The following is a 23,160-nucleotide window of genomic DNA, read 5'->3' as shown; positions in this document are numbered from 1 at the left end:
GCAATGTATCAGCCCAGGCCGCCCCCCAGCACCTTGTAGAGCTGCACACCGTTGAGCAGCTTGGCCAGGCGCACCTGCAGCACCGCCTGCTGGGCGGCGAAGCTGGCGCGCTGGGCGTCGAGCAGCTCCAGATTGTTGGAGGCGCCGTTGGCATAGCGCAGCTCGACCAGCTTCAGGCGCTGGCCCTCGGCCTCGGCCTGTGCCTGCTGCGCCTGCAGCTGCTCATCCAGCGTGGCGCGGCCGGCCAGTGCGTCGGCGACTTCGCGGAACGCGGTCTGCACCGCCTTTTCGTACTGCGCCACCGCAATGCCCTGGGCGGCCTTGGCGGCCTCCAGATTGGCGCGGTTGCGGCCGGCATCAAACAGCGGCATCAGCGCCTGCGAGGTGAAGGTCCAGGCAGTGTTGCTGAACAGCTCGGACAGCTGGCTGCTGGCCGTGCCGAGGCTGGTGGTCAGCGTGATGCTGGGGAAGAAGGCAGCGCGCGCGGCACCGATATTGGCGTTGGCAGCGATCAGCTGCTGCTCGGCCTGCAAGACATCGGGGCGCGTCACCAAGACCTCAGACGGCAGACCGGCCGGCACATCGGCCAGCTGCAGCGCGGCCAGCGCCTGTCCCTGCGGCAACGCCGCCGGCAGCGGCTGGCCCAGCAGCAGCACCAGCGCGTTCTGGTCCTGATCGCGCTGGCGCTGGGTTTGGGCGACGGTGGCGCGCGCGGCTGCAGCGGCCGACTCGGCGCTGCTGAGATCCAGCGCCGAGGCCGCGCCGACCTCGTAGCGCAAACGGGTCAGGCGCAGGCTGTCCTCACGCGTGGCCAGGGTCTGGCGGGCCAGCGCCAACAGCTCCTCATCGGCCTGCAGGGCCAGATAGCTGGAGGCCACACCGGAGACCAGGGCGATCTGCGCGGCGCGGCCGCCTTCGACCGTGGCCAGATAGCGGGCCATCGCCGCGTCGCTCTGGTTCTTGATCTTGCCAAACAGGTCCAGCTCGAAGGCGGTGATCTGCAGGCCGGCCTGGTAGTTGCGCGTGCTGCCGCCGTCGGCGGTCGGCTGGCGGCTGCCGGACAGGCCGACACCGACGGTCGGCAGGCGGTTGGCGTCGGCCACACGGGCCAGCGCCCGCGCCTGCTCGACATTGAGCAGCGCCACGCGCAGATCGCGGTTGTTCTGCAGCGCCAGCTTGATCAGCTCGGCCAGCCGTGCATCGCCGGCATAGAACTGCNGCGTCGGCCACACGGGCCAGCGCCCGCGCCTGCTCGACATTGAGCAGCGCCACGCGCAGATCGCGGTTGTTCTGCAGCGCCAGCTTGATCAGCTCGGCCAGCCGTGCATCGCCGGCATAGAACTGCGGCCAAGCCAGCTCGGCCGCAGCCTGTCCGGTGGCGGCCGCCGGCGCCGGCCAGCTCTGCGCCACCGGGGCGGCCGGGCGCTGGTGCGCGGGCGCCAGATTGGCGCAGCCGGCCAGCAGCAGCGCGGCCACGGCGGCGCTCACAAAGGTCAGGGGATTGTTCTTATGCATCTCAGATTCCTTCGGCGTCGCGCACCGGATGGGCTTCCAGCTCGTGGGCGTACATCTTGCGCTGCCGCTCGCTGCCCTTGAACACGCGCCGCACCACCAGGAAAAACACCGGCACGAACAGCACGGCCAGGAAGGTCGCGGTCAGCATGCCCGAGAGCACGCCGGTGCCGATCGCGCGCTGGCTGGCCGAGCCGGCGCCGCTGGCGAAGAACAGCGGGGTCACGCCCAGGATGAAGGCCATCGAGGTCATGATGATGGGGCGGAAGCGCAGATGGGCGGCTTCGAGAATGGCCTCGACCAGGCCCTTGCCCTGGGCCTGCAGGTCCTTGGCGAACTCGATGATCAGGATCGCGTTCTTGGCCGACAGACCGATGATGGTGATCAGGCCGACCTTGAAGTACACATCATTGGGCATGCCGCGCAGGGTGGCCCCCAGCACCGCACCCAGAATGCCCAGCGGCACGACCAGCAGCACCGAGAACGGGATCGACCAGCTCTCGTACAGCGCGGCCAGGCACAGGAACACCGCCAGCAGCGAGAAGGCCAGCAGCACGGTGGCCTGGGCGCCCGAGAGCTTTTCCTCGCGCGACAGGCCGGTCCACTCATAGCCGATGCCGGCCGGCAGCTTGGCCACCATCGCCTCCAGCTCCTTCCTCGCGTCGCCGGTCGAGGCACCGGGCGCGGCATCGCCGGCCAGGCGCATCGCCGGATAACCGTTGTAGCGCGTGGCCTGCATCTGGCCGCTGATCCAGCGGGTCGAGGCGAAGGCCGACAGCGGCACCGACTTGCCCTGGGCGTTGTTGACGTTCAGGCGCAGCAGGTCTTCGGGCTGCATGCGGGCCTGGGCATCGGCCTGCACGACGACGCGCTGCAAACGGCCCTGGTTCGGGAAGTCATTCACATAGGACGAGCCCAGCTGGGTGCCCAGCACGGCAGCGATGGCGTCATAGCCGATGCCCAGGGCATTGGCCTTGTCGCGGTCGATGTCGATCTGCAGCTGGGGCGCATCTTCCAGACCATCGGGGCGCATGCCGGTGATGATCTTGCTCTGGGCCGCCATGCCCATCAGCTGGTTGCGCGCGGCCAGCAAGGCCTCGTGGCCCAGGCCGGCGCGGTCCTGCAGACGCAGCGCGAAGCCGGTGGCCGTGCCCAGCTCGGGGATGGGCGGCGGCGACAGCGGGTAGATGAAGGCGTCGCGCACCCCCATCATCATCGCGCCGAAGGCACGGCCAGCCAGCGCGCTGGCGCTGTTCTCGGGCTTGGTCCGCTCCTCCCAGGGCTTCAGCGGCACGAACACCAGGGCGGCATTCTGGCCTTGGCCGGAGAACGAGAAACCGATCACACCGATGGTGGACTGCACCTCGGGCTGCTTGAGCATGAAGTCCTCGACCGACTTGACCGCTGCCTCGGTACGGGCCGCCGTCGCGCCCGGGGGCAGTTGCACATTGACGATCAGATAGCCCTGGTCCTCATTGGGCAGGAAGGAGGTCGGCAGGCGCAGGTAGAGCCAGCCCACCACGGTGACGATGGCCAGGAAGGCCACCATCATGCTGGGGGCGCGCTTGAGCAGCTTGGCGACCCAGCCCTCATAGCCCTTGGCGGTGCGCGAGAAGCCGCGGTTGAACCAGCCGAAGAAGCCGCGCTTGTCATGGTGGTGCCCAGCCTCGACCGGCTTCAGCAAGGTCGCGCACAGCGCCGGGGTCAGGGTCAGCGCCATCAGCGCCGACAGCGAGATCGAGGCCACCATGGCCAGCGAGAACTGGCGGTAGATATTGCCGACCGAGCCGCTGAAGAAGGCCATCGGAACGAACACCGCCACCAGCACCACGGTGATGCCGATGATGGCGCCCGAGATCTGGCCCATCGCCTTCTTCGTGGCCTCGCGGGGCGACAGCCCCTCCTCGCTCATGATGCGCTCGACGTTCTCGACCACGACGATGGCGTCGTCGACCAGGATGCCGATCGCCAGCACCATGCCGAACAGGGTCAGCACGTTGATCGAGTAGCCCATGCCCAGCATCACCGCGAAGGTGCCCAGCAGGGCCACCGGCACGACCAGGGTGGGGATCAGCGTGTAGCGCCAGTTCTGCAGGAACAGATACATCACCAGGAAGACCAGCACGATGGCCTCGACCAGGGTGTGCACCACCTGGGTGATGGAGATGTCGACGAACTTCGACGAATCGTAGGGCGTCTCATAGATCACGCCCGCCGGGAAGAAGCGTTCCAGCTCGGCCATGCGCTGCTTGACGGCGGTGGCCGCCGCCAGCGCATTGCCGCTGGGCGAGAGCTGCACGCCGATGCCGGTGGAGGGCTTGCCGTTCAGGCGCGCATAGGTGCTGTAACCCTGGCCGCCCAGCTCAATGCGGGCGACATCCTTGAGCCGCACGCTGGAGCCATCGGCATTGGCGCGCAGCACGATATTGCCGAACTGCTCGACGTTCTCCAGCTGACCCTTGACCACCACGGTGGCCGACATGGTCTGGCTGGACAGATTGGGCAGATCGCCCATCGTGCCGGCCGGCACCAGCGCGTTCTGCGCACGGATAGCCGCATTGACCTCGGCCGGGCTGATGTTGAAGGACAACATCTTGGCCGGCTCCAGCCAGATGCGCATTGCGCGCTCGGTGCCGAAGAGCTGGGCCTGGCCGATGCCGGGAATGCGCTGGATCTCGGGCACGATATTGCGCGCCGCGTAGTCACCCAGGGCCACCGGATCCATCGAGCCATCCTTGCTGGACAGCGTGACGAAGAGCAGGAAGTTGCTGCGCGCCTTGTCGACGCGCACACCCTGCTGTGTCACCGCCGCCGGCAGGCGCGGGTTGGCGCGCGACAGGCGGTTCTGGATCTCGACCTGGGCCAGGTCGATATTGGTGCCGGGCTCGAAGGTCACGGTGATCGCACCCGTGCCATTGGCCTGGCTGACCGATTCCATAGAGGCCAGGCCGGGCGCGCCATTGAGCTCCTGCTCGATGACCGAGACCACGCTCTCGTCCAGCGTCTTGGCCGAGGCCCCGGGATAGGCCACATTGATGGCCAGTGATGGCGGTGCGACGGTGGGGTACTGCGCCACCGGCAATTGTGTGATCGCGACCCCGCCGAAGACCAGGATGAAGAGCGCGATCACCCAGGCGAAGATCGGGCGGTCGATGAAAAAACGTGCCATAGCTGAGTCCTGCCTGTCTTAGCGGCTGGCGGCCGAGGCCGCGGCTGCGGGCGCCGAGCTCGCCGGCGACCAGGGCACGGGGTTGACCGGTGCACCGGGCACAAACATCTTCTGGAAGCCGTCGGCAATCACTTTCTCGCCGGGCTTCAGGCCGTCCAGCACCACCCACTGGTTGCCCTGGGCGCCGCCAATCTTGACCGGGCGCTGCTGGGGCTTGTTGTCGGCGCCGACCACCAGCACCGTGTCGCCGGTGTTGCTGCGCGTCACCGCCTGTTGCGGCAGCAGCATGGCCGCCGGCCGCTCGGCCTGGACCAGGCGCACCCGCACATACTGGCCGGGCAGCAGCGCGCTGTCGGCATTGGGCACCTCGGCGCGCAGCGAGACCTGGCCCGAGCTCGTGTCCACCGTCAGATCGGTGAACAGCAGCTTGCCGGTCTTCGTGCTGCCGTCGTCCAGCAGCACCTGCACCTGGGCGGCCTGTTTTCCATCTGCCCCGCCGGCCGAGCGCAGCTGGCCCGCCGCCAGCGCACGCCGCAACTGCTGCACCTCATTGGCGCTTTGCGTGAAATTGACATAGACCGACGAGGTCTGCTGGATCAGCGCCAGCTGGGTGGCTTCGGCGGCGCTGACCAGCGCGCCCTCGGTCACCAGCGCACGGCCGATGCGGCCGGCGATCGGTGCGCTGACGGCCGCATAGTCCAGATTGAGCTTGGCCGTCGTGATCGCAGCCTTGGCGGCGGCCACATCGGCCTCGGCCTGCTTGGCCGCAGCCACCGCCACCAGGTATTCCTGCTGGCTGATCGCCCGAGCCTCGACCAGGGGCTTGTTGCGCTCCGCCTGGGCCGCGGCCTGGCTCAGATTGGCCTGGGCCTTGGCCAGTTGGGCCTGGGCACTGTCATAGGCCGCCTGATACGGCGCCGGATCGATCTGGAACAGGGCCTGGCCGGCCTTGACCTCGGCGCCTTCGGTGAACAGGCGCTTGAGCACGACGCCGTTGACACGGGCTCGCACCTGGGCAACGCGCTGGGCCTCGACCCGGCCCGGCAGCTCGGTCTGCACGGCCACCGGCTGCAAGGCCGCCGTGACCACGCCCACCGCCGGCGGCGGCATGCCGCCACCCTTGGCCGGGGCTGCGCCTTCCTTGGAACAGCCCAGCAGCACGGCGGCGATCGCCACCGTCAGCGGGACCAGATAGAGCACACGGCTGCCCAGGCTGAGGGGGGCGGGCTGCTGTTGGGATGATGCTGAACAGATCACGGGTGGGGCCTCTCTTGAAATTGGTGCGCCTCGCGGCCGACAGGGGTACGACGGATGACGCCAGCGGCTTGAACTCGGGGTTGACCCGGAGTATATACACATACATTCATGGATGTATGTAAACCCGTATAAAATCCTGGGGTCATGGCACGCAAAACCAAACAAGAGGCGCAGGAGACGCGCCACCACCTGCTCGATGCAGCGGAACACCTGTTTCTGCGGCAAGGGGTGTCACGCACCTCGCTGCAGCAGATCGCCGAGGCCGCCGGCCTGACCCGTGGCGCGGTCTACTGGCACTTCAAGGACAAGGCCGAGCTGTTCCAGGCCATGATGGACCGCGCCACGCTGCCGCTGGAAGAAGGCATGAGCCCGCAGTCCGAGGGCGAGGCGCCGCCGCTGACCTTGACCGAGCTGCGCTGGGGCCTGGTCAACATCTTCCATTGCGCGGTCCACAACGAGCGCACCCGTCGGGTCTTCGAGATCGCGATGAAGAAGGTCGAGTACACCGGCGAACTGCAGGCCCTGCAGGAGCGCAAGCTGCAGGCGATGCAGGGCTGGCGCGCCCAGAACCGCGCCGCCTTCGAGCGCGCCATCGCCGAAGGCCTGCTGCCGGCCGGGCTGAATGTGTCGCTAGCCGCCGTGGCCCTGGTCGCGCTGGTCGACGGGCTGCTGCACCAGTGGGTGATCGATCAGGACGGCTTCGACCTGATCGAGGTCGGCCAGACCGCCATCGAGGGCTTTCTCGGCAGCCTGGCCCGCGGCAACGATGCGGGGCTGCTGCCGCCGCTCAGCGAGGCCGAGCAGGCTCGGCTGGGACTGGCCGGCGCCTGCAGCAAAGCCCGGCAGGCGGAATAAATACACCGCCAATCCCCTTGATTTGCATTGGCAATGACCGGGTTTGCCCCAGGTCAAGGACAATAGCGGGGTGCCCGCCAGCCCCACCGCCATGGCCGCCCACACCACCATCGCCCCGGCCAAGCCCAACAAGGCCCTGACGGCCTACCGCCCGTTCTGGGCCAAGCGCTTCGGGCCGGCACCGTTCCTGCCGATGAGCCGGGCCGAGATGGACCAGCTGGGCTGGGACAGCTGCGACATCATCATCGTCACCGGCGACGCCTATGTTGACCACGCCAGCTTCGGCATGGCGGTGATCGGCCGCACGCTGGAGGCGCAGGGCTTTCGGGTCGGCATCATCGCCCAGCCCGACTGGCAGAGCGTCGACCCCTTCAAGGCCCTGGGCAAACCGAATCTGTTCTTTGGCGTGGCGGCCGGCAATATGGATTCGATGATCAACCGCTACACGGCCGATCGCAAGATCCGCTCCGACGACGCCTACACGCCCGGCGGCCAGGGCGGCAAGCGGCCCGACCGCGCCACGCTGGTCTACACCCAGCGCTGCAAGGAAGCCTGGAACGAGGTGCCCATCGTGATCGGCGGCATCGAGGCCTCGCTGCGCCGCATCGCGCATTACGACTACTGGAGTGACAAGGTGCGTCGCTCCATCCTGGTGGACGCCAAGGCCGATCTGCTGGTCTATGGCAATGCCGAGCGCGCCATTGTCGAGATCGCCCACCGGCTGGCGCGGCGCGAGCCGATCGAGAGCCTGACCGATGTGCGCGGCACCGCCTTCATGCGCCGCACCGACGACCCGACTTCGCACGAGTGGTTCCAGCTCGACTCGACCTCAGTCGACACGCCGGGTCGCATCGACGATCTGATCAGCCCCTACCAGACCATCGAGGAGACCGCCGCCGACCAGGGCGCCTCCTGCAGCAGCGCGAGCGGCAACAAGCCCGCCGCCGACGCGCCCAAGCCCATCACCATCCACCGCCCGGCCAAGATCACGCTGCCGCCGCGCGACAAGACCGTGATCCGCCTGCCGGCCTATGAGCAGGTCAAGAGCGACCCGGTGCTCTATGCCCATGCCAACCGCGTGCTGCATCTGGAGACCAATCCGGGCAATGCCCGCGCGCTGGTGCAGCGCCATGGCGAACGCGATCTGTGGATCAATCCGCCGCCGATCCCGCTGAGCACGGCCGAGATGGACCATGTCTTCGACCTGCCCTATGCCCGCGCGCCGCACCCGAGCTATGCCGATGCGAACGGCAGCCACGAGGGCGAGACCAAGATCCCGGCCTGGGAGATGATCCGCTTCTCGGTCAACATCATGCGCGGCTGCTTCGGTGGCTGCACCTTCTGCTCGATCACCGAGCACGAGGGCCGCATCATCCAGAGCCGTTCGGAAGACTCGGTGATCCGCGAGATCGAGGAGATGCGCGACAAGGTCAAGGGCTTCACCGGCGTGGTCTCCGACCTCGGCGGCCCGACGGCCAATATGTACCGCATCGGCTGCAAGTCGCCCGAGATCGAGGCCGCCTGCCGCAAGCCCAGCTGCGTCTATCCCGGCATCTGCCCGAACCTGAACACCAATCACGATCCGCTGATCAAGATGTACCGCCGCGCGCGGGCCTTGCGAGGCGTCAAGAAGATCCTGATCGGCTCGGGCCTGCGCTACGACCTGGCGATCCAGTCGCCCGAGTACGTCAAGGAGCTGGTGACCCACCATGTCGGCGGCTATCTGAAGATCGCGCCCGAGCACACCGAGGGCGGGCCGCTGTCCAAGATGATGAAGCCCGGCATCGGCACCTACGACAAGTTCAAGAAGATGTTCGAGCAGGCCAGCGAGGAGGCCGGCAAGAAGCAGTACCTGATCCCCTATTTCATCGCCGCCCACCCGGGCACCTCGGACGAGGACATGATGAATCTGGCGGTCTGGCTGAAGAAGAACGGCTTCCGCGCCGACCAGGTGCAGACCTTCTACCCCAGCCCGATGGCCACGGCCACGGCCATGTACCACTCGAACAAGAACCCGCTGAAGAAGGTCACCCACGACAGCGAGACGGTCGACATCGTGCGCGGCGACCGCCGCCGCCGCCTGCACAAGGCCTTTCTGCGCTACCACGATGCCAACAACTGGCCGCTGCTGCGCGAGGCACTGAAGACCATGGGCCGGGCCGACCTGATCGGCAATGGCAAGCACCACCTGATCCCGAGCTTCCAGCCGGTCACCGACGGCAGCTACGAGAGCGCCCGGCGCAAGAACTCGACGCCGACCGGTGTCAAGACCTCGGTCGCCAAACCACTGGCCAAGCAGGCCGTGCGCACCCCGCCGCTCAAGGGTCAGATCTTGACCCAACACACCGGCCTGCCGCCGCGGGATACCGGCAGCCGCCCGCCCCGGCCCGCCGTCAGGAAAGCCAAGCCGGGGCGCTGAGTTCAGGTCGGCGGTGGGCGGCGCCACAGCGCCAGCAGCCGCTGTCCGAGCCGCCACCAGCCAAAGCCCCGGGCCGCCAGGCCCAGCAGCCGGCTCGGCCGGCGCAACAGCAGCAAGGCCGCCCCGCTGGCGAGCAGCCGGCCCGTCCAGGGCACGCCGCGCAGCCAGGCCCAGGCCTGCAGGCCGCGGTCGGCCCAGAGCAGCGGCGTCTGCAGCGCCCGCCCGTCCTGCTGCAGGGCGGCGCGCAGCTCGGCGCTGCGCAGCCGCAGCTCCAGCTGGCGCTGGCGAACCCTCGCCTCGGCCAGGCTGAACATCAGGAGCCCCTCAGCGCGTCGCGATCGCGCGCCAGCTCGGCCACGCTGGCCGCGAACAAGCCGCCCGGCGTGCTCATCTGCTCCCGCGCCTTCTGCCACAGGCCGTAGGCCCCGCCGACATAAACCAGGCCCAGCAGCAAGGCCGCCAGCCAGCGCCAGGGATCGGGGCATAGCAGCACCAGCGCGACACTCAGCAGGCCCAAGGCCAAGGCCACCAGCACCAGGGCCAGCAAGGCCCGCAGCAAGGCGGTCAGCAGGCGCAGCTTCTCGGCTTCCAGCTCGGTGCCCAGCAGGGACAGCCGCACCTGCAGCAGTTCCAGGCCGTGCTCGCCCAGGCGCTGCAAGGCCCCGATCAGCCCACCGCTCGGCGCTGCATCCGCCTCGTTCTTGTTGTCCATGCCATCTCCTTGGTCTTCACTTGCCGGCCAGCTTAGCGGCAATATCACGGAGCCGCGCCCCGGTTGTTGTTAGATCGTCGCAGGATGCGGCGGCAAATCGTCTATAACGAGCGCAAACGGTCAAGAGCGATAGCGCCGATGTGCGGCCTGCCATTCTTCCCCTAATCTAGGAGATTGCCGCCATAGAGCGGCAGCACAGGATCCAACCCATGCCCGACAACATGCATCCAGCCAGCGCCCCAGAGGACGATCTGCTGGAGTTCCTGGACCATCCGGAAGGTGCAGACCAGGCCGGCCACGAGCCGCTCAGTCCCTGGCGGGTGCTGATCGTCGACGACGATGCCGATGTTCACAAGGCCACCGAGCTGGCCATGCAGGGCCTGAAGATCGAAGGCCGGCCGCTGATTTTCCTGCACGCCAGCTCGGCCTCGCAGGCGCGCGCCTTGATGAGCCAGGAGCATGAGCTGGCGGTGGTGCTGCTCGATGTGGTGATGGAGTCCGAGAATGCCGGCCTGCAGCTGGTGCGCCAGATCCGCGAGGAACTGAACCAGCATGCGGTGCGCATCGTGCTGCGCACCGGCCAGCCCGGCTATGCACCCGAGATCGAGACGGTGCAGGCCTATGACATCAACGACTACAAGACCAAGTCCGAGCTGACCCGCACCCGGCTCTACACGGTGCTGACCGCCGCGATCCGTTCCTACAAGCAGATCTGTGCGCTGGAGGCAAACCGTCAGGGCCTGGAGATGATTGTCGAGGCCAGCACCGAGCTGAGCCGGCTGCGTGGCCTGCACCGCTTCGCCGAGGGCGTGGTGACCCAGCTCTGCGCCTTGCTGGGCATCCTGCCCGAGGGCCTGGTCTGCGCCCAGGCCGGCACCGACGCGGGCGGCAAGCTCGGCGATGTGCGCATCGTCGCGGCGGCCGGTCAGTACAGCGGCCTGATCAACGCGCCGCTGGCCTCGGTCCAGGTGGTCACGGTGCGCGAGCGCCTGCAGCGCTGCCTGCAGCAGCGCCGCCATCTGTTCGAGAACGGCACCTGCCTGTACTTCGGGCTGGCCAGCGGCCGCTCGATGGCGGCCCTGGTCGATGTGGGCCGCGAGCTCGACGCCATGGAGCTGCAGCTGCTGCGCGCCTTCTGCTCCAACATCGTCGTCGGCTTCGAGAACGTGATGCTCTACAGCCAGCTGCTGGACCACGCCTACAGCGACCAGCTGCTGCGCCTGCCCAACCGGGTGCGCTTCATCGAGCTGCTGGACCAGAACCTGAAGGACCCGGCCGGCATCACCTTGGCGCTGATCGATCTGGACGATTTCTCCGACGTCAACGACGCCTTCGGCCACGGCTTTGGCGACCAGGTGCTGCAGTCGGTGGCGCTGCGCCTGGGCGAGACCCTGGGGCTGAACACCTCGATGGCCCGGGTCGCTGCCGATGTGTTCGGCCTGATGGGGCCCGAGGTGGTGGTCAACAGCGACAGCATCCGCGCGGTCTTTGCCGAGCCCTTCGACGTGGCCGGCGAGCGCCTGCAGATCTCGGCCACCACCGGCCTGGTGCGGCTGGCCGAGTCCGCCTCGGTGGGCTCCGAGCTGCTGCTGGACGCGCAGATTGCGCTCAAGCGTGCCAAGCAGCAGCACCGTGGTGCCTCGCAATACTTCTCACCGGCCATGGGCACCGATGCGCGCGAGCGCTTCAAGCTGCTCAAGGGCCTGCGCGCCGGCTTCGAGGAAAACCGGCTGTTCGTCGTCTACCAGCCCCAGGTCGATCTGGCCAGCGCGCTGCCGCTCGGTGCCGAGGCCTTGCTGCGCTGGCGCACCGAGGACGGCAAGTTCGTGCCGCCCGACCAGTTCATCCCGCTGGCCGAGCAGAGCGGGCTGATCATCAGCATCGGCGAGTTTGTGCTGCGCACCGCCTGCCATCAACTCAAGCGCATGGAAGACCAGGGCTATGGCGATTTCCGCATGTGCGTGAATATCTCGCTGGCCCAGTTCCGCCACCCCGGCTTTGTCGCCAGCCTCAACAGCGCGCTGCAGGACAGCGGCGTCAACGCCAGGAATCTGGAGCTGGAAATCACCGAGTCGATGGCCATGGAGGACACCGAGCTGGTGCTGCATCTGCTGGCCGATATCAAGCGCACCGGCGCCACTGTGGCGATCGACGACTTCGGCACCGGCTTCTCCAGCCTCAGCCATCTGCGCCAGCTCGATGTCGAGCGGCTCAAGATCGACCGCGCCTTCGTGCGCGAAGCGCAGAACTCCAGCGCCGGCCTGACGATCGCGCAGATGGTCATCAACCTGGGCCGCGGCCTCGGGTTGACCGTGATCGCCGAGGGCGTGGAGACCGAGCAGCAGCGCCAGCAACTGCTGGCGCTGGGCTGCCACGAGGGTCAGGGCTGGCTGTTCGCCCGGCCGATGCCGGCCGAGCAGCTGGAGTCCTGGATGCAGCAGACCCGGGCGCCGGGCCTGCCCTTGCAAATCAGCGCCGGCTGATCAGCAGGCCCAGCAAGAGGCCCACGCCGGCGGCCACGCCCATGGCCTGCCAGGGGTTGTCGTGCACATAGGCATCGGTGGCGCGGCCGGCGGCGCGCGCCTTCTCGACCGCAGCGTCCTGCAAATCATGCAGATTGCGCTTGGCGCGGTCCAGGCTGGCCTGAACCTTGGCACGCATCTCGCTGGCACCCTCGCCGGCCTGGCCGGCCGTGGCCCGCAGCAGACTCTCGGCCTCGGCCACGACGGCATGCAGATCGCTCATCAGACGGTCTTTCTGGCTTTGCTGGGTTTCGATCATGAACCTCTCCTGGTGGGTTGAACACTGCCGCTACCTTACCGCGTTTTCCCTCACTGGGCGACCAGCAGGCGCTCGGCCGCCACATGCTCGCGGCCCAGGGCTGCGGCAACCGCCGCGTGGGTGATCTGGCCGGCCGCCACATTCAGGCCGGCCAGCAGATGCGGGTTGTCCGCCATCGCGCGGCGCCAGCCCTTGTCGGCCAGCGCGAGCGCGTGGGCGATGGTGGCGTTGTTCAGCGCCAGCGTCGAGGTTCGGGCCACCGCGCCGGGCATATTGGCGACACAGTAGTGCACCACGCCGTCGACCACAAAGGTCGGATCGGCATGGGTGGTGGCATGCGAGGTCTCGAAGCAGCCGCCCTGGTCGATCGCCACATCCACCAGCACCGCGCCCTGGCGCATCTGCGCCACCATGGCCCGCGTCACCAGCTTGGGCGCGGCCGCGCCCGGGATCAGCACCCCGCCGATCACCAGATCGGCCGCCAGCACCGCGTCCTCCAGGGCTTGCGCGCTGGAGAACAGGGTGGTGATGCGGTTGCCATAGACCAGGTCGAGCCGGCGCAGCGCGTCGACATTGCGATCCAGCACCGTGACGCGCGCGCCCAGGCCCACCGCCATCTGCAGCGCGTGGCTGCCGACCACGCCGGCGCCGATGATGACCACATGGCCGGGGGCAACACCCGGCACCCCGCCCAGCAGCACGCCCATGCCGCCCTTGCTCTTCTCCAGATGCGCGGCGCCGGCCTGGATGGCCATGCGCCCCGCCACCTCGCTCATCGGCGCCAGCAGCGGCAGGCCGCCGCCGGGCCCGGTGATGGTCTCGTAGGCGATGCAGACCGCGCCGGAGCGCTGCAGCACCGTCGCCTGCTCGGGATCGGGTGCCAGATGCAGATAGGTGTAGAGGATCTGGCCCTCGCGCAGCAGCGCGCATTCCTGCGGCTGCGGCTCCTTGACCTTGACAATCATCTCGGCCCAGGCGAACACCTCGGCCGCGTCCGGCGCCAGCCGCGCGCCGGCGGCCAGATACTGCGCGTCGCTCAGCCCGATCGCCGCGCCGGCGCCGGCCTGTACCAGCACCTGGTGGCCGCGTGCGCTGAGCTCGCGCACGCTGGCCGGTGTCAGGCCGACGCGGTACTCATGGTTCTTGATTTCCCTGGGACAGCCGATGCGCATGAGGGTCTCCGGATCTTGTGTTGGGAGCCCGTCTTGTACGACCGAGCGGCCCTGCTGTGAAGCGGCATTCGCGCCGCTTCACAGGCATTAGCTCGGCTTATCTCAACGCAGCCGGAACACCGCGACCGCCTGCACCAGCTGCTGGGCCTGCTGCTTCAGGCTCTCGGCCGCAGCGGCCGATTCCTCGACCAGGGCGGCATTCTCCTGAGTGGCGCGGTCCATCTGGGTGACGGCCTCGCCGACCTGGGCCACGCCCGAGCTCTGCTCGCTGCTGGCGGCGCTGATCTCGCCCATGATGTCCGTGACGCGGCGTATCGAGGCCACCACCTCCTCGATGGTGCTGCCGGCGCGGTCCACCTGGCTGCTGCCCAGCTCGACCCGCTCGACACTGGCGACGATCAGCGACTTGATCTCCTTGGCCGCCTCTGCCGAGCGCCCGGCCAGCGAGCGCACCTCGCTGGCGACCACAGCAAAGCCGCGGCCCTGCTCGCCGGCACGGGCCGCCTCGACGGCCGCATTCAAGGCCAGGATATTAGTCTGGAAGGCGATGCCGTCGATCACGCCGATGATGTCGGCGATCTTCTTCGAGCTGGCGCTGATCTCGCGCATCGTGCCCACCACCTGGCTGACCGCCTCGCCGCCCTGGCCCGCCACCTGGGACGCGGCCAGCGCCAGCTGATTGGCCTGCTGGGCATTGTCGGCATTGCCCTTGACGGTGCTGCCCAGCTGCTCCATCGAGGCGGCGGTTTCTTCGAGTGCCGAGGCCTGCTGCTCGGTGCGGGCCGACAGATCGTGGTTGCCCGAGGAGATCTGGGCCGAGGCGGTGGCGACGCTCTCGGCGCCATCGCGCACCTCGCGCACAATGGCCGACAGGCGGGCCTGCATCTCGCGCAGCGCGTTCAGCAGGCGGCCGGTCTCGTTGCTGCCGCCGGCCGAGATCGGCAGCGACAGATCACCGGCGGCCACGCCGCTGGCCACCCGCACTGCCTCGTTGAGCGGCGTGGTGATCGAGCGGATCAGCCCCCAGCGCAGGCCTAGCGCCAGGCCCAGCGCCGCGCCGATCAACAGCCCCATGTGCAGCTTGGCGCTGCGCGCCTCCGGCTCGGCCTGCTGGCTGGACAGGTCCATCAGCTTGTTGCCCAGCGTGATCAGCTCATCGGCGGCCGCCATATAGGCCTGCTGCTTGGGCTTCATGTCCTTCAGCAGCACGGCCTTGGCGGTTTCGACATCGCCGGCCCGCAAGGCCTTGGTGACCTTTTCGCGCTCGACCCGGTAGGCGGCACGGGCCTCGTTGAGCTTGGCGATGCCGGCCTTGCCGCCCGGCGTCGTCAAGATCTTGGTCATTGCGTCGATGGTGGCACCGGTCGACTTGGAGGCCGCGTCGATCAGCGCGAACTCGGCCTCGATATCGGACGGCTCGGTCATGATGGCCAGATTGCGCAGCGACAGCGCCACCTGGCTGTTGGTGGCCTTGATCGAGTTGAAGGCCTTGACCTTGGGATAGCGGTCTTCCATCGCCAGCTTGAAGTGGCTGTCCATCGCGTCCAGCTTGGCCCAGGCCAGCAGGCCCAGCAGCAGGATCAGCGCGGCCATCGCGCCAAATCCGAAACCCAGTCGGGTCGATATCTTCATCTGGTCTAAGTTCATCAGTGTCTCTCTGAGTTGGGGTTCCTGCAGCCAGTAGGCGACGCTTGCGGGCTCCCGGCTCGCATGAAAAAACCCCGTGTTACCCTTCATACGGCGCCCCGCTACGCACAGCGCCCAAAGTGCTCGCTGAGCGCACCGCAGCCAGGCTTTGGGCCACAATCGGCGCCACTGCAAACCAGTCAGGGAGTGATGGATGTCAGCCTGCAAAATCCTCGTCGCCCAGGGCGGCGGCCCGACGGCGGTGATCAACCAGTCGATGGTGGGCGTGGTGCTGGAGGCGCGGCGCAGCCGCGCGGTGGACCTGGTCTACGGCGCGCAGCACGGCGTGCGCGGCATCGTCAGCGAGGACTTTGTCGACCTGACGCAGGAGACCAGCCACAACCTGGAGCTGGTCGCGAGCACGCCCTCGTCGGCGCTGGGCTCGACCCGCGACAAGCCCGACGCCGCCTACTGCCACAAGATCTTCAAGGTGCTGCAGGCCCACGGCATCAGCCACTTCTTCTATATCGGCGGCAACGACTCCTCGGACACGGTGCGCATCGTCGCCGAGGAGGCCGCCGCCGCCGGCTATCCGCTGCGCTGCATCCACATCCCCAAGACCATAGACAACGACCTGGTCGGCAATGACCACACGCCCGGCTTTCCCTCGGCCGCGCGCTTCGTGGCCCAGGCTTTCGCCGGCGCGAATCTGGACAATGCCGCGCTGCCGGGCGTCTATCTGGGCGTGGTGATGGGTCGTCATGCCGGCTTCCTGACGGCCGCCTCGGCGCTGGGCAAGAAGTTCGCCGACGACGGCCCGCATCTGATCTACCTGCCCGAGCGGGTGTTCGAGACCGATCGCTTCCTGGCCGACGTGAAAGCGATGTACGAGCGCCATGGCCGCTGCGTGGTGGCGGTCTCGGAGGGCATTCACGACGCCGCCGGCGCCCCGATGCTGGCCCAGCTGGCCCGCGACCTGGAGCGCGACGACCATGGCAATGTGCAGCTCTCCGGCACCGGCGCGCTGGCCGATCTGCTGTGCGAAGAGATCAAGAGCAAGCTGGGCATCAAGCGCGTGCGCGGCGACACCTTCGGCTATCTGCAGCGCAGCTTCATCGGCTGCGTGTCTGACGTCGACCAGCGCGAGGCCCGCGAGGTCGGCGAGAAGGCGGTGCAGTTCGCCTTCCACGGCGACCGCGACGGTTCGGTCGCGATCAAGCGCACCGGCTTCTACTCGGTCGACTACGAGCTGCTGCCGCTGGCCGCCGTGGCCGGCAAGACCCGGGTGATGGAGGACGAGTTCATCAGTGCCGAAGGCACCGACGTCACCGATGCCTTCCGCCTCTATCTGCGCCCGCTGCTGGGCTCGGGCATGCCCGATGCATTCCGGCTGCGGCCCAATCCGGTCGCCAAGGTGCTCAACCCGGGCTGATCAGCAGCCCAGCATGTCGGCCAGTTCGGTCAGGCTCTGCGCCTCATAGTCGACCGGCCCGACGGCCCGGCTCTCGCCGCGCCCCGGCCCCTGCTCATCGGGCCGCGCGATGAAGGCCGTGGCCAGGCCCGCAGCCCGGGCGGCGGCCAGGTCCGAGCTGTGGGCGGCCACCATCAGCACGTCCTCGGGCGCGGCGTCGAAGGCCAGCGCGGCCGTCAGATAGACGATGGCCTTGGGCTTGTAGTCGCGCGCCAGCTCGGCGCCAGTGATCGCGTCCCAATGCCAGCCGTTCAGGCGGGCGAGATCGGCCATCAGCGAGATATTGCCGTTCGAGCAGGGCGCGAGGCGAAAGCGCCGACGCAGCCGCTGCAGCGCGGCGCCGACATCGGGCCAGGCCGCCAGCCGGTGCCAGGCCAGGTTCAGCTCGCGCCGCGCCGCCTCGTCCAGATGGTCGAGGCCGAAGTCCTTCAGCACGATGTCCAGATTGCGCCGATGCAGCACATCGAGCTTGCAGAAGGGCAGGAGGCCGGCTCTGACCTCCTCCATCGCCGGCTGGTACTGGGCCCGCCAGGCCTCGGCAAAGGCCTCGGCACGCGCGCGGCCCAGCAGCGGCAGCAGCTCGGCCGCGATCGAGCCGCGCCAGTCGACCAGGGTGCCGAAGACATCGAAGAGCAGGACTTTGGGCATGGGCCATTGTGCATGGCCCGGCCTCGCCTCAGAAGCTGCGGCTGGCTGCGATGGCCAAGGTCGGCTGGTTCTTCCGCTGCACCAGCGGGCTGCCGGCCGCATCGCCGCGCAGGCTGGCGACACCCAGCTTGGCGAACAGCTGCCAGTCGGCGCCCAGCTGGTAGCTGGCCTGGCCGAACACCCCCAGGCTGTGCAGGCCGGCGCCGACCTGGTGCGGCCGCAGCCCCGAGGCAGCGGCCTGGGCGCTGTTGATGCCCAGCAGGGCCTGGCCCAGCTTGGCATCCATCAGCTTGGCCGAGACGCCGAAGGCCAGCGCCAGGCCGGGAGCGGGCAGCAGGCCGTAGCCGGCTTCGAGCTCCACGCTGCTGCCGCGCCCGCCGGGCTTGCTGTCCTTGCCCAGTCGCGTGCTGCTGACCGCATTGACGAACACCGGCCCCAGCGCCAGCTCGGCACCCAGGCGCAGCGCCGGCGCCAGCTTGATCTCGTCGAGCGCCTGTACGCGCAGGCCGTCCTTGCGGCGGCGTTGATGGGTGTCGACGGCCAGCGCGGCGCTGACGCTGGCGCCCTCGCCCAGCGCGGCCTCGTAGCCGAGGCCGCGCAGGCTGCCGAGGAAGACCTGCTTGCGCCAGCGCGCCTCGATCAACGGCGCGGCCAGCAGGCGCTGCTTGTCGGCGCCGACGTATTTGGGCTGGGCCAGCGCAGCGACGCCGCCGCGCAAGCGCCAGTCGCTGTCGGCAGCGGTGGCCGGGCCGCAGGCGGCCAGCAGGACCAGGGGCAGAACAAGGCTAACTCTCATGAGGGTTTCGGTCTCGCAGTTGATGACACCGGTCAGTGTGCAAAGCCGGCAATGAAGCGGCGATGAAGCGCCGCGGCCCCGCATGAAGCCTTGATGAAGGCCTGCGGTGACGCCGCCACGGCGATGCGCGGGCGGCGCTTCTAGAATCCGCTGCCGTTGCCGGCGCGGCCCACCAAGGAGGGGGCAGACCCACCATGTCCAGCATTCTTCTGATCGAGGACGACCTGCCTCTGGGGCATTCACTGCAACGCGTGCTGAGCATGGCCGGCCACCGGGTCGTGTGGCTGCGCAGCGCCGGCGACGCGCGGCGCTTTCTCGCCGAGCTGCCCTTCGATCTGCTGCTGCTGGACATCGGCCTGCCCGACGAGAGCGGGCTGGCGCTGCTGGCCTGGTGGCGCGCGCTGGGCCGGGCCACGCCGGTGATGCTGATCACCGCGCGCGACAGCGTCGAGGAGCGGGTCGAGGGGCTGGACGCCGGCGCCGACGACTATCTGGGCAAGCCCTTCGCGATGGAGGAGTTGCTGTCGCGGGTGCGTGCGCTGCTGCGCCGTCACAGCGGCCAGTCCAGCAACACCTGGCAGCTCGGCGAGCTGGTGATAGACACCGCGCGCCGGCGCGTGCTGCTGGCCGAGGTCGAGGTGGCCCTGTCGGCGCGCGAGTACGACATCCTGCTGACCCTGGCGGCCGAGCCCGGCCGGGTGCTGACGCGCGAGCAGATCGAGCGCGGCCTCGGTGGCGGCGAGCTGCTGGACAGCAATGCCATCGATGTCCATGTCTACAAGCTGCGCAAGAAGCTGGGCAATGACTGGATCGCCACGGTGCGCGGCGTCGGCTATGTGCTGGAGGCGCCGGCCTGCGCCGCCTCCTCGTGAACCCGGCGGCACGCTGGGCGCCGGCCTCGCTGAGCGGTCGCCTGATCGCCTGGCAGGCGTTTGCCCTTTTTGTGGCCTGGCTGGTGCTGGCCGGGCTGCTGACCTGGCGCGGCGTGGCCTGGGGCGAGACCGAGGTGGAGGCGCGGCTGCAGCAGATGGCCACGGTGCTCGTGTCCGCCGCGGCCAGCCCCGAGGCCGAGCTGGCGCAGCGCCTGAAGGCCACCGACGACGCGGTGCTGGCCCTGCTGGGTCTGGGCGATGACGTGGGCGCGGGCCTGCATCCGGCCTACCAGGTCTGGGACGCTCAGGGCCGGCTGCTCTATCGCAGCGCCAACGCCCCGGCCACCCGGCTGGACGCGGAACCTGCGGCGGGCGAGGCCGCGCGCTGGCTGGTGCAGCGCGCGGACCCGGGCCAGGGGCGCGTGCTGCTGATCGCCGAGCCTCGCGAAGCCGACCTCGGCGCGGTGCTGCCGGTGCTCTGGCTGGTCCTGCAGTCCCAGCTCGGCGTCTTCCTCTGGCACGGCCTGGTGATCTGGTTCAGCGTGCGCGCCGGCCTGCGCCCCCTGGCCCTGCTGGCCCAGCGCATCGCGAAGCGCGGCGCCGGCGATCTGGCGCCGGTGCAGGTGGACAAGCTCTACACCGAGACCGCCCCGCTGGTCAGCGCGCTCAACGGCCTGCTGCTGCGCGAAGGCCAGCGCCTGGAGGCGGAGCGGCGCTTTCTGGCCGATGCGGCGCACGAGCTGCGCACGCCGCTGGCCGCCGCCAACGCGCAAGCCCATCTGCTGCTCAGCGAGCAGGAGCCACAGGCCCGCGCCGAGGCGGCCGGCGCGCTGCGCGCCGGCATCGCGCGGGTCTCGCATCTGCTGGCCCAGCTGCTGACCCTGGCGCGCGCCGAGACCACGGTGCAGACGCTCAAGCCCGAGCGCCTGGACGCGGCCGCGCTGCTGCGCGAGCGCATCGCGCTGCTGGCCCCGCTGGCGCGCCAGCGCGGCACCCAGCTGGAGCTGCTGGCACCCGATCATCACGAGGCGCTGCTGGAGCGCAGCGGCTTCTGCTCGGTGGTCGACAACCTGGTGGACAACGCGATCCGCTACAGCGCGGGTGGCGCGCGGGTCGAGGTGCACCTTGACAAACTGGCCGCTGGCATCGCGCTGACGGTACGCGACAACGGACCCGGCCTGGAGCCGACCCAGCGCGAGCGGGTGTTCGAACGCTTCTACCGCGTGCCCGGCAGCACCGAGCAAGGCACCGGCCTGGGCCTGGCCATCGTCAAGCGCATCGCCGAACGCGAGGGCGCGACGCTGGATTTTGTCGATGGGCTGGACGGGCGCGGACTGGGGCTGAGGATCAGCTACCCGGCGGCCTGAGCTTCAGGCACAGCGCCCGCGCTGCAACTCATCCAACCGCGCCAGGCTGTCGCTGTCCTCGGGCCGGTCGCTGCGCGCCCGGGCCTGGCGCCGCGCCGGCAGAAAATCGCAATCGAGCGTGGGCAGGCCCAGCAGACCCTGGACCACATGGACATCGCGGGTCTGTGCCAGCAGCTCGCGCCGCAGCTCGGCCGGCAGAGCCGGGTTGGCGGCGAACTGGCGATCCAGATTCATGATGCTGCGCGGCCGCCGGTAGAGCTCGATCAGCAGCTCGGGCGGGGTGTTGGAATGACGGGCCAGATCGCTGAAGAAGTAGTCCGGATTGGCGGGCCGGCGGTAGATGCGGGCCAGGGTGTCCGGTCGGGTGCGGGGATGGCGCGCCACGCTCAAAACGATCCCGAAGTCCGCCGAGTCCGCCAGGCGGTCCAGCGTCTCGGCAAGGACTTGGGGTTGCTCCAGCAGCGGCAGCAGCCAGGCCCTGTCCTGCGCATGGCGCAGGGTCAAGGCCTCGATCTGGGCGCCCTCCTCTCCCGGATGCTGTGACAGCAGGGCCTTGATGGCGGCCCTGTTGCGCTCGATCTCGGCGCGATGCGCGGCGTTAAGGGCCGCGCGCTGCTGGTTCAGTGCCCGCGTCTGGAACCCCTGGGCCAGCAGGAGCACCGGCCCGGCCAAGGCCGCCAGCAGGGCCAGCCAGCCCAGGCCCGCACGCCAGCGGCGCGGGCTGTGGCGCGCGTTCGTGCCCGCCCAGCCCAGCACACCCGCGGCCAGCGCATAAAAAGGCAGGGGCAGCAGACCCAAGGCGCCGGTGGACGACTGCGACTGGAACACCGCCCAGACGCCGCAGACCCCCACCGCCAGCGCCAGGCCCAGTCCCTCCGGCAGGCCGCGATAGCGCCGCTTCCAGAGCAGCCAGGCCAGGCCCAGCAAGAGCAGCAGCAAGAGAGATAGCGGCAGCGCGAGAAAGCCGAGCATCACATCCCCCAATACGGCCCACGTTTTTGCATCAGCTGCAGGGCGCCCAGCTCACGCCGTCCCGGCTGCACTCCTTCAGCCGCGTCTGGTCGGCCCGGGTGCTTTCGCGGGTCCACTCGCCGACATAGCGGTCGGTCTGCACGCGCAGCGCCGTGCTGTCATCGGTCTTGCGCTTGTGCCAGTAGAGGAAGCGCTCCTCGCCCACCACCGGCGCCTCGATGCGGTAGTCCAGCGGCGCCAGATGCTCGACCAGCTGCACCAGGTCCAGCGTGGCGGCCTTGTCCTTCAGGTTCAGCCAGCCGGCCAGCGGCCCGCTGCGGGCGGCCTCGGGGCTCAGCGAGAACCGGGCATCGTGGCTGATGCGGCCGATCTGGCCGTCGAGGAAGGCGACCCGGTAGCTGCGCGCCAGCGGCGCGTCCAGCCCGCTGGGCGCGCGGCCGAGGCATTCGGCGGGCGCCGCCGCCTCGACGCTCGCGGCGGTGTTCGCCAGGCTGTACTCGACGCCCTGGCTTGTCTTCACCGTCACGATCTCCTCGAAACTGCAGTAGGCAGCAGCCTTGCCAGTGTCCCAGTGCTGGGCGCCGCCCTGGCGCAGCGTGTAGCGCCCCTGGCCCCAGGCCATGCTGCTTTCCTCGCGCAGGTGGTAGACGGTGCGGACCTGGCTCAGGTCTTCGCTCAGGCCCACCAGTTCCTCCTGGTAGCGGTCGCCTGGCAACCAGACCTGGCTGCTGCGCAGCCAGCCTTCGGTGTTGTGGTGCCCGGCCTGGCCGTGCCAGACCTCGGCGCGCAGGAAGCTGGCATCCGGGTGGCGGGCCTTCAGCGTCTGGCGATGGGCGAAACCAGCCTTGAGGCCCTTCACGATGTCCTGGGCGATCAGGTAGGCGGCGCGGTCCTGGGTCTGGATGAAGTCGGCATGGATGCGTTGCTCCGACAGGTTGTGGCGCTGCACCAGCTCCTGCATCACGCGGCGGATCTCCTGGCTCAGGCCCTCGCGCAGGGCCTGGTTCTGCTGCAGGGTCTGGCAGCTGCTCAGCCCGGGCTGGGTGCTCGAGAGCCGGCCCTCGACCTGGGACCAGATCGCCGTCGTCAGCGGCGAGATATTCATCAGCTGATCCGCGCTGAGCGCCTGCAGGCGCGGTGCCACGGCCATCTGGTAGGCGGCGCTGACCGGGCCGCTGTCCTCATCGACGGCGCCCACCGGCACATCGACATAGAGCGTCGCGTAGGGCAGGCAGGCGCGGTCGGCGGCCCCGAGCTCCAGCTGGTAGGCGCCGGCCTGCTGCGATACGGCGCTGGGCTCGCCGGCATCGCGGACGCGGTTGCCGTTGAGATCCAGCCAGACGGTGGCGCCGCGCACATAGCCGTCGATCACCCGGCCGGCCAGCGGCTTGACGTCGGGCGGCGGTGGGGGCGGCGCAGGGTCCGAGCCACCGCCACCGCCGCAGCCCACCAGCGTGCCGATGGCCAGACACAGCAAAGCCCTCGCGGCCGCACGATCATTCCTTGTCATTGCTTCTCCATCTCCCTCGTC

The 23,160-nt window shown here is 69.1% G+C and carries 18 protein-coding genes; 6 read left to right on the top strand and 12 right to left on the bottom strand.

Annotated features, from left to right (window positions below; all coding sequences use genetic code 11):
• Nucleotides 1–8: 8 nt before the first annotated feature.
• From PO768_RS04975 to PO768_RS04965, 3 genes are all read right to left on the bottom strand, one after another.
• On the bottom strand, nucleotides 9–1,259 hold the full coding sequence (locus PO768_RS04975) for an efflux transporter outer membrane subunit (RefSeq protein WP_442953175.1): 1,251 nt from the start codon (nucleotides 1,257–1,259) through the stop codon (nucleotides 9–11).
• Between the two features lie 257 nt (nucleotides 1,260–1,516).
• The gene (locus tag PO768_RS04970) at nucleotides 1,517–4,681 is read right to left on the bottom strand and encodes an efflux RND transporter permease subunit (RefSeq protein ID WP_272645159.1); all 3,165 of its coding nucleotides are present in this window, start codon (nucleotides 4,679–4,681) and stop codon (nucleotides 1,517–1,519) included.
• Between the two features lie 18 nt (nucleotides 4,682–4,699).
• Nucleotides 4,700–5,935, bottom strand: coding sequence for an efflux RND transporter periplasmic adaptor subunit (locus PO768_RS04965; protein ID WP_442953176.1), 1,236 nt, complete (start codon nucleotides 5,933–5,935; stop codon nucleotides 4,700–4,702).
• 147 nt (nucleotides 5,936–6,082) lie between these two features.
• Here PO768_RS04965 and PO768_RS04960 point away from each other — a divergent pair, with 147 nt between their 5' ends.
• Together PO768_RS04960 and PO768_RS04955 are read left to right on the top strand one after the other, a co-directional pair.
• On the top strand, nucleotides 6,083–6,793 hold the full coding sequence (locus tag PO768_RS04960; RefSeq protein WP_272645158.1) for a TetR family transcriptional regulator: 711 nt from the start codon (nucleotides 6,083–6,085) through the stop codon (nucleotides 6,791–6,793).
• Nucleotides 6,794–6,884: 91 nt separating this feature from the next.
• Complete coding sequence (locus tag PO768_RS04955; RefSeq protein WP_272645157.1) at nucleotides 6,885–9,212, top strand: YgiQ family radical SAM protein; 2,328 nt, start codon at nucleotides 6,885–6,887, stop codon at nucleotides 9,210–9,212.
• A 2-nt stretch (nucleotides 9,213–9,214) separates the two neighbouring features.
• Here PO768_RS04955 and PO768_RS04950 read toward each other — a convergent pair whose 3' ends face one another.
• Nucleotides 9,215–9,526, bottom strand: coding sequence for a YqjK family protein (locus PO768_RS04950; RefSeq protein WP_269838072.1), 312 nt, complete (start codon nucleotides 9,524–9,526; stop codon nucleotides 9,215–9,217).
• Nucleotides 9,526–9,924, bottom strand: a complete 399-nt coding sequence (locus PO768_RS04945) for a phage holin family protein (RefSeq protein ID WP_137941370.1) — start codon at nucleotides 9,922–9,924, stop codon at nucleotides 9,526–9,528. Before PO768_RS04945 ends, PO768_RS04950 begins: the two co-directional genes overlap by 1 nt.
• Nucleotides 9,925–10,133: 209 nt before the next feature.
• Between PO768_RS04945 and PO768_RS04940 the strand changes: the two genes are divergently transcribed.
• Complete coding sequence (locus PO768_RS04940) at nucleotides 10,134–12,407, top strand: GGDEF/EAL domain-containing response regulator (RefSeq protein ID WP_272645156.1); 2,274 nt, start codon at nucleotides 10,134–10,136, stop codon at nucleotides 12,405–12,407.
• On the opposite strand, the gene PO768_RS04935 is transcribed toward PO768_RS04940, so the two are convergent.
• The 3 genes from PO768_RS04935 to PO768_RS04925 form a co-directional block, all read right to left on the bottom strand.
• Complete coding sequence (locus PO768_RS04935) at nucleotides 12,394–12,705, bottom strand: DUF883 family protein (RefSeq protein ID WP_137941369.1); 312 nt, start codon at nucleotides 12,703–12,705, stop codon at nucleotides 12,394–12,396. The two genes, PO768_RS04940 and PO768_RS04935, sit on opposite strands and share 14 nt — an antisense overlap.
• A gap of 50 nt (nucleotides 12,706–12,755) precedes the next feature.
• Complete coding sequence (gene ald / locus PO768_RS04930; RefSeq protein WP_272645155.1) at nucleotides 12,756–13,877, bottom strand: alanine dehydrogenase; 1,122 nt, start codon at nucleotides 13,875–13,877, stop codon at nucleotides 12,756–12,758.
• Nucleotides 13,878–13,979: 102 nt separating this feature from the next.
• Nucleotides 13,980–15,524: a methyl-accepting chemotaxis protein gene (locus tag PO768_RS04925; RefSeq protein ID WP_272645154.1), complete on the bottom strand. Its 1,545-nt coding sequence runs from the start codon at nucleotides 15,522–15,524 to the stop codon at nucleotides 13,980–13,982.
• Nucleotides 15,525–15,717: 193 nt separating this feature from the next.
• Between PO768_RS04925 and PO768_RS04920 the strand changes: the two genes are divergently transcribed.
• The gene (locus PO768_RS04920; protein ID WP_272645153.1) at nucleotides 15,718–16,935 is read left to right on the top strand and encodes a 6-phosphofructokinase; all 1,218 of its coding nucleotides are present in this window, start codon (nucleotides 15,718–15,720) and stop codon (nucleotides 16,933–16,935) included.
• On the opposite strand, the gene PO768_RS04915 is transcribed toward PO768_RS04920, so the two are convergent.
• Nucleotides 16,936–17,622, bottom strand: coding sequence for a haloacid dehalogenase type II (locus tag PO768_RS04915; protein WP_272645152.1), 687 nt, complete (start codon nucleotides 17,620–17,622; stop codon nucleotides 16,936–16,938).
• Between the two features lie 28 nt (nucleotides 17,623–17,650).
• Complete coding sequence (locus PO768_RS04910) at nucleotides 17,651–18,418, bottom strand: MipA/OmpV family protein (RefSeq protein WP_272645151.1); 768 nt, start codon at nucleotides 18,416–18,418, stop codon at nucleotides 17,651–17,653.
• 194 nt (nucleotides 18,419–18,612) lie between these two features.
• Here PO768_RS04910 and PO768_RS04905 point away from each other — a divergent pair, with 194 nt between their 5' ends.
• Both PO768_RS04905 and PO768_RS04900 read left to right on the top strand, forming a co-directional pair.
• Nucleotides 18,613–19,290 (top strand): response regulator transcription factor, encoded by a 678-nt coding sequence (locus tag PO768_RS04905; RefSeq protein WP_137941364.1) that lies wholly within the window; start codon nucleotides 18,613–18,615, stop codon nucleotides 19,288–19,290.
• On the top strand, nucleotides 19,287–20,657 hold the full coding sequence (locus PO768_RS04900; protein WP_272645150.1) for an ATP-binding protein: 1,371 nt from the start codon (nucleotides 19,287–19,289) through the stop codon (nucleotides 20,655–20,657). The genes PO768_RS04905 and PO768_RS04900 overlap by 4 nt, the downstream gene beginning before the upstream one ends.
• Nucleotides 20,658–20,660: 3 nt before the next feature.
• Here the strand turns inward: PO768_RS04900 and PO768_RS04895 are convergent, their stop codons facing one another.
• Both PO768_RS04895 and PO768_RS04890 read right to left on the bottom strand, forming a co-directional pair.
• Nucleotides 20,661–21,629, bottom strand: coding sequence for a hypothetical protein (locus PO768_RS04895; RefSeq protein WP_272645149.1), 969 nt, complete (start codon nucleotides 21,627–21,629; stop codon nucleotides 20,661–20,663).
• A 31-nt stretch (nucleotides 21,630–21,660) separates the two neighbouring features.
• Nucleotides 21,661–23,139 carry a hypothetical protein gene (locus tag PO768_RS04890; protein ID WP_272645148.1) on the bottom strand — a complete coding sequence of 493 codons (1,479 nt, stop codon included), beginning with the start codon at nucleotides 23,137–23,139 and terminating at the stop codon, nucleotides 21,661–21,663.
• Between the last annotated feature and the right edge of the window lie 21 nt (nucleotides 23,140–23,160).

It is taken from the genome of Paucibacter sp. XJ19-41, assembly GCF_028462495.1.
Lineage (GTDB): Bacteria > Pseudomonadota > Gammaproteobacteria > Burkholderiales > Burkholderiaceae_C > Roseateles_E.
Note: the sequence above shows the minus strand (reverse complement) of the source record. Positions and strands in the feature narration are given on the sequence as shown.

Coding starts and splice junctions, on each gene's coding strand:
- PO768_RS04945 (WP_137941370.1), bottom strand. CDS start 9,924: ATGGACAACAAGAACGAGGCGGATGCAGCGCCGAGCGGTGGGCTGATC.
- PO768_RS04905 (WP_137941364.1), top strand. CDS start 18,613: ATGTCCAGCATTCTTCTGATCGAGGACGACCTGCCTCTGGGGCATTCA.
- PO768_RS04940 (WP_272645156.1), top strand. CDS start 10,134: ATGCCCGACAACATGCATCCAGCCAGCGCCCCAGAGGACGATCTGCTG.
- PO768_RS04915 (WP_272645152.1), bottom strand. CDS start 17,622: ATGCCCAAAGTCCTGCTCTTCGATGTCTTCGGCACCCTGGTCGACTGG.
- PO768_RS04950 (WP_269838072.1), bottom strand. CDS start 9,526: ATGTTCAGCCTGGCCGAGGCGAGGGTTCGCCAGCGCCAGCTGGAGCTG.
- PO768_RS04910 (WP_272645151.1), bottom strand. CDS start 18,418: ATGAGAGTTAGCCTTGTTCTGCCCCTGGTCCTGCTGGCCGCCTGCGGC.
- PO768_RS04960 (WP_272645158.1), top strand. CDS start 6,083: ATGGCACGCAAAACCAAACAAGAGGCGCAGGAGACGCGCCACCACCTG.
- PO768_RS04890 (WP_272645148.1), bottom strand. CDS start 23,139: ATGACAAGGAATGATCGTGCGGCCGCGAGGGCTTTGCTGTGTCTGGCC.
- ald (WP_272645155.1), bottom strand. CDS start 13,877: ATGCGCATCGGCTGTCCCAGGGAAATCAAGAACCATGAGTACCGCGTC.
- PO768_RS04970 (WP_272645159.1), bottom strand. CDS start 4,681: ATGGCACGTTTTTTCATCGACCGCCCGATCTTCGCCTGGGTGATCGCG.
- PO768_RS04955 (WP_272645157.1), top strand. CDS start 6,885: ATGGCCGCCCACACCACCATCGCCCCGGCCAAGCCCAACAAGGCCCTG.
- PO768_RS04935 (WP_137941369.1), bottom strand. CDS start 12,705: ATGATCGAAACCCAGCAAAGCCAGAAAGACCGTCTGATGAGCGATCTG.
- PO768_RS04925 (WP_272645154.1), bottom strand. CDS start 15,524: ATGAACTTAGACCAGATGAAGATATCGACCCGACTGGGTTTCGGATTT.
- PO768_RS04920 (WP_272645153.1), top strand. CDS start 15,718: ATGTCAGCCTGCAAAATCCTCGTCGCCCAGGGCGGCGGCCCGACGGCG.
- PO768_RS04895 (WP_272645149.1), bottom strand. CDS start 21,629: ATGCTCGGCTTTCTCGCGCTGCCGCTATCTCTCTTGCTGCTGCTCTTG.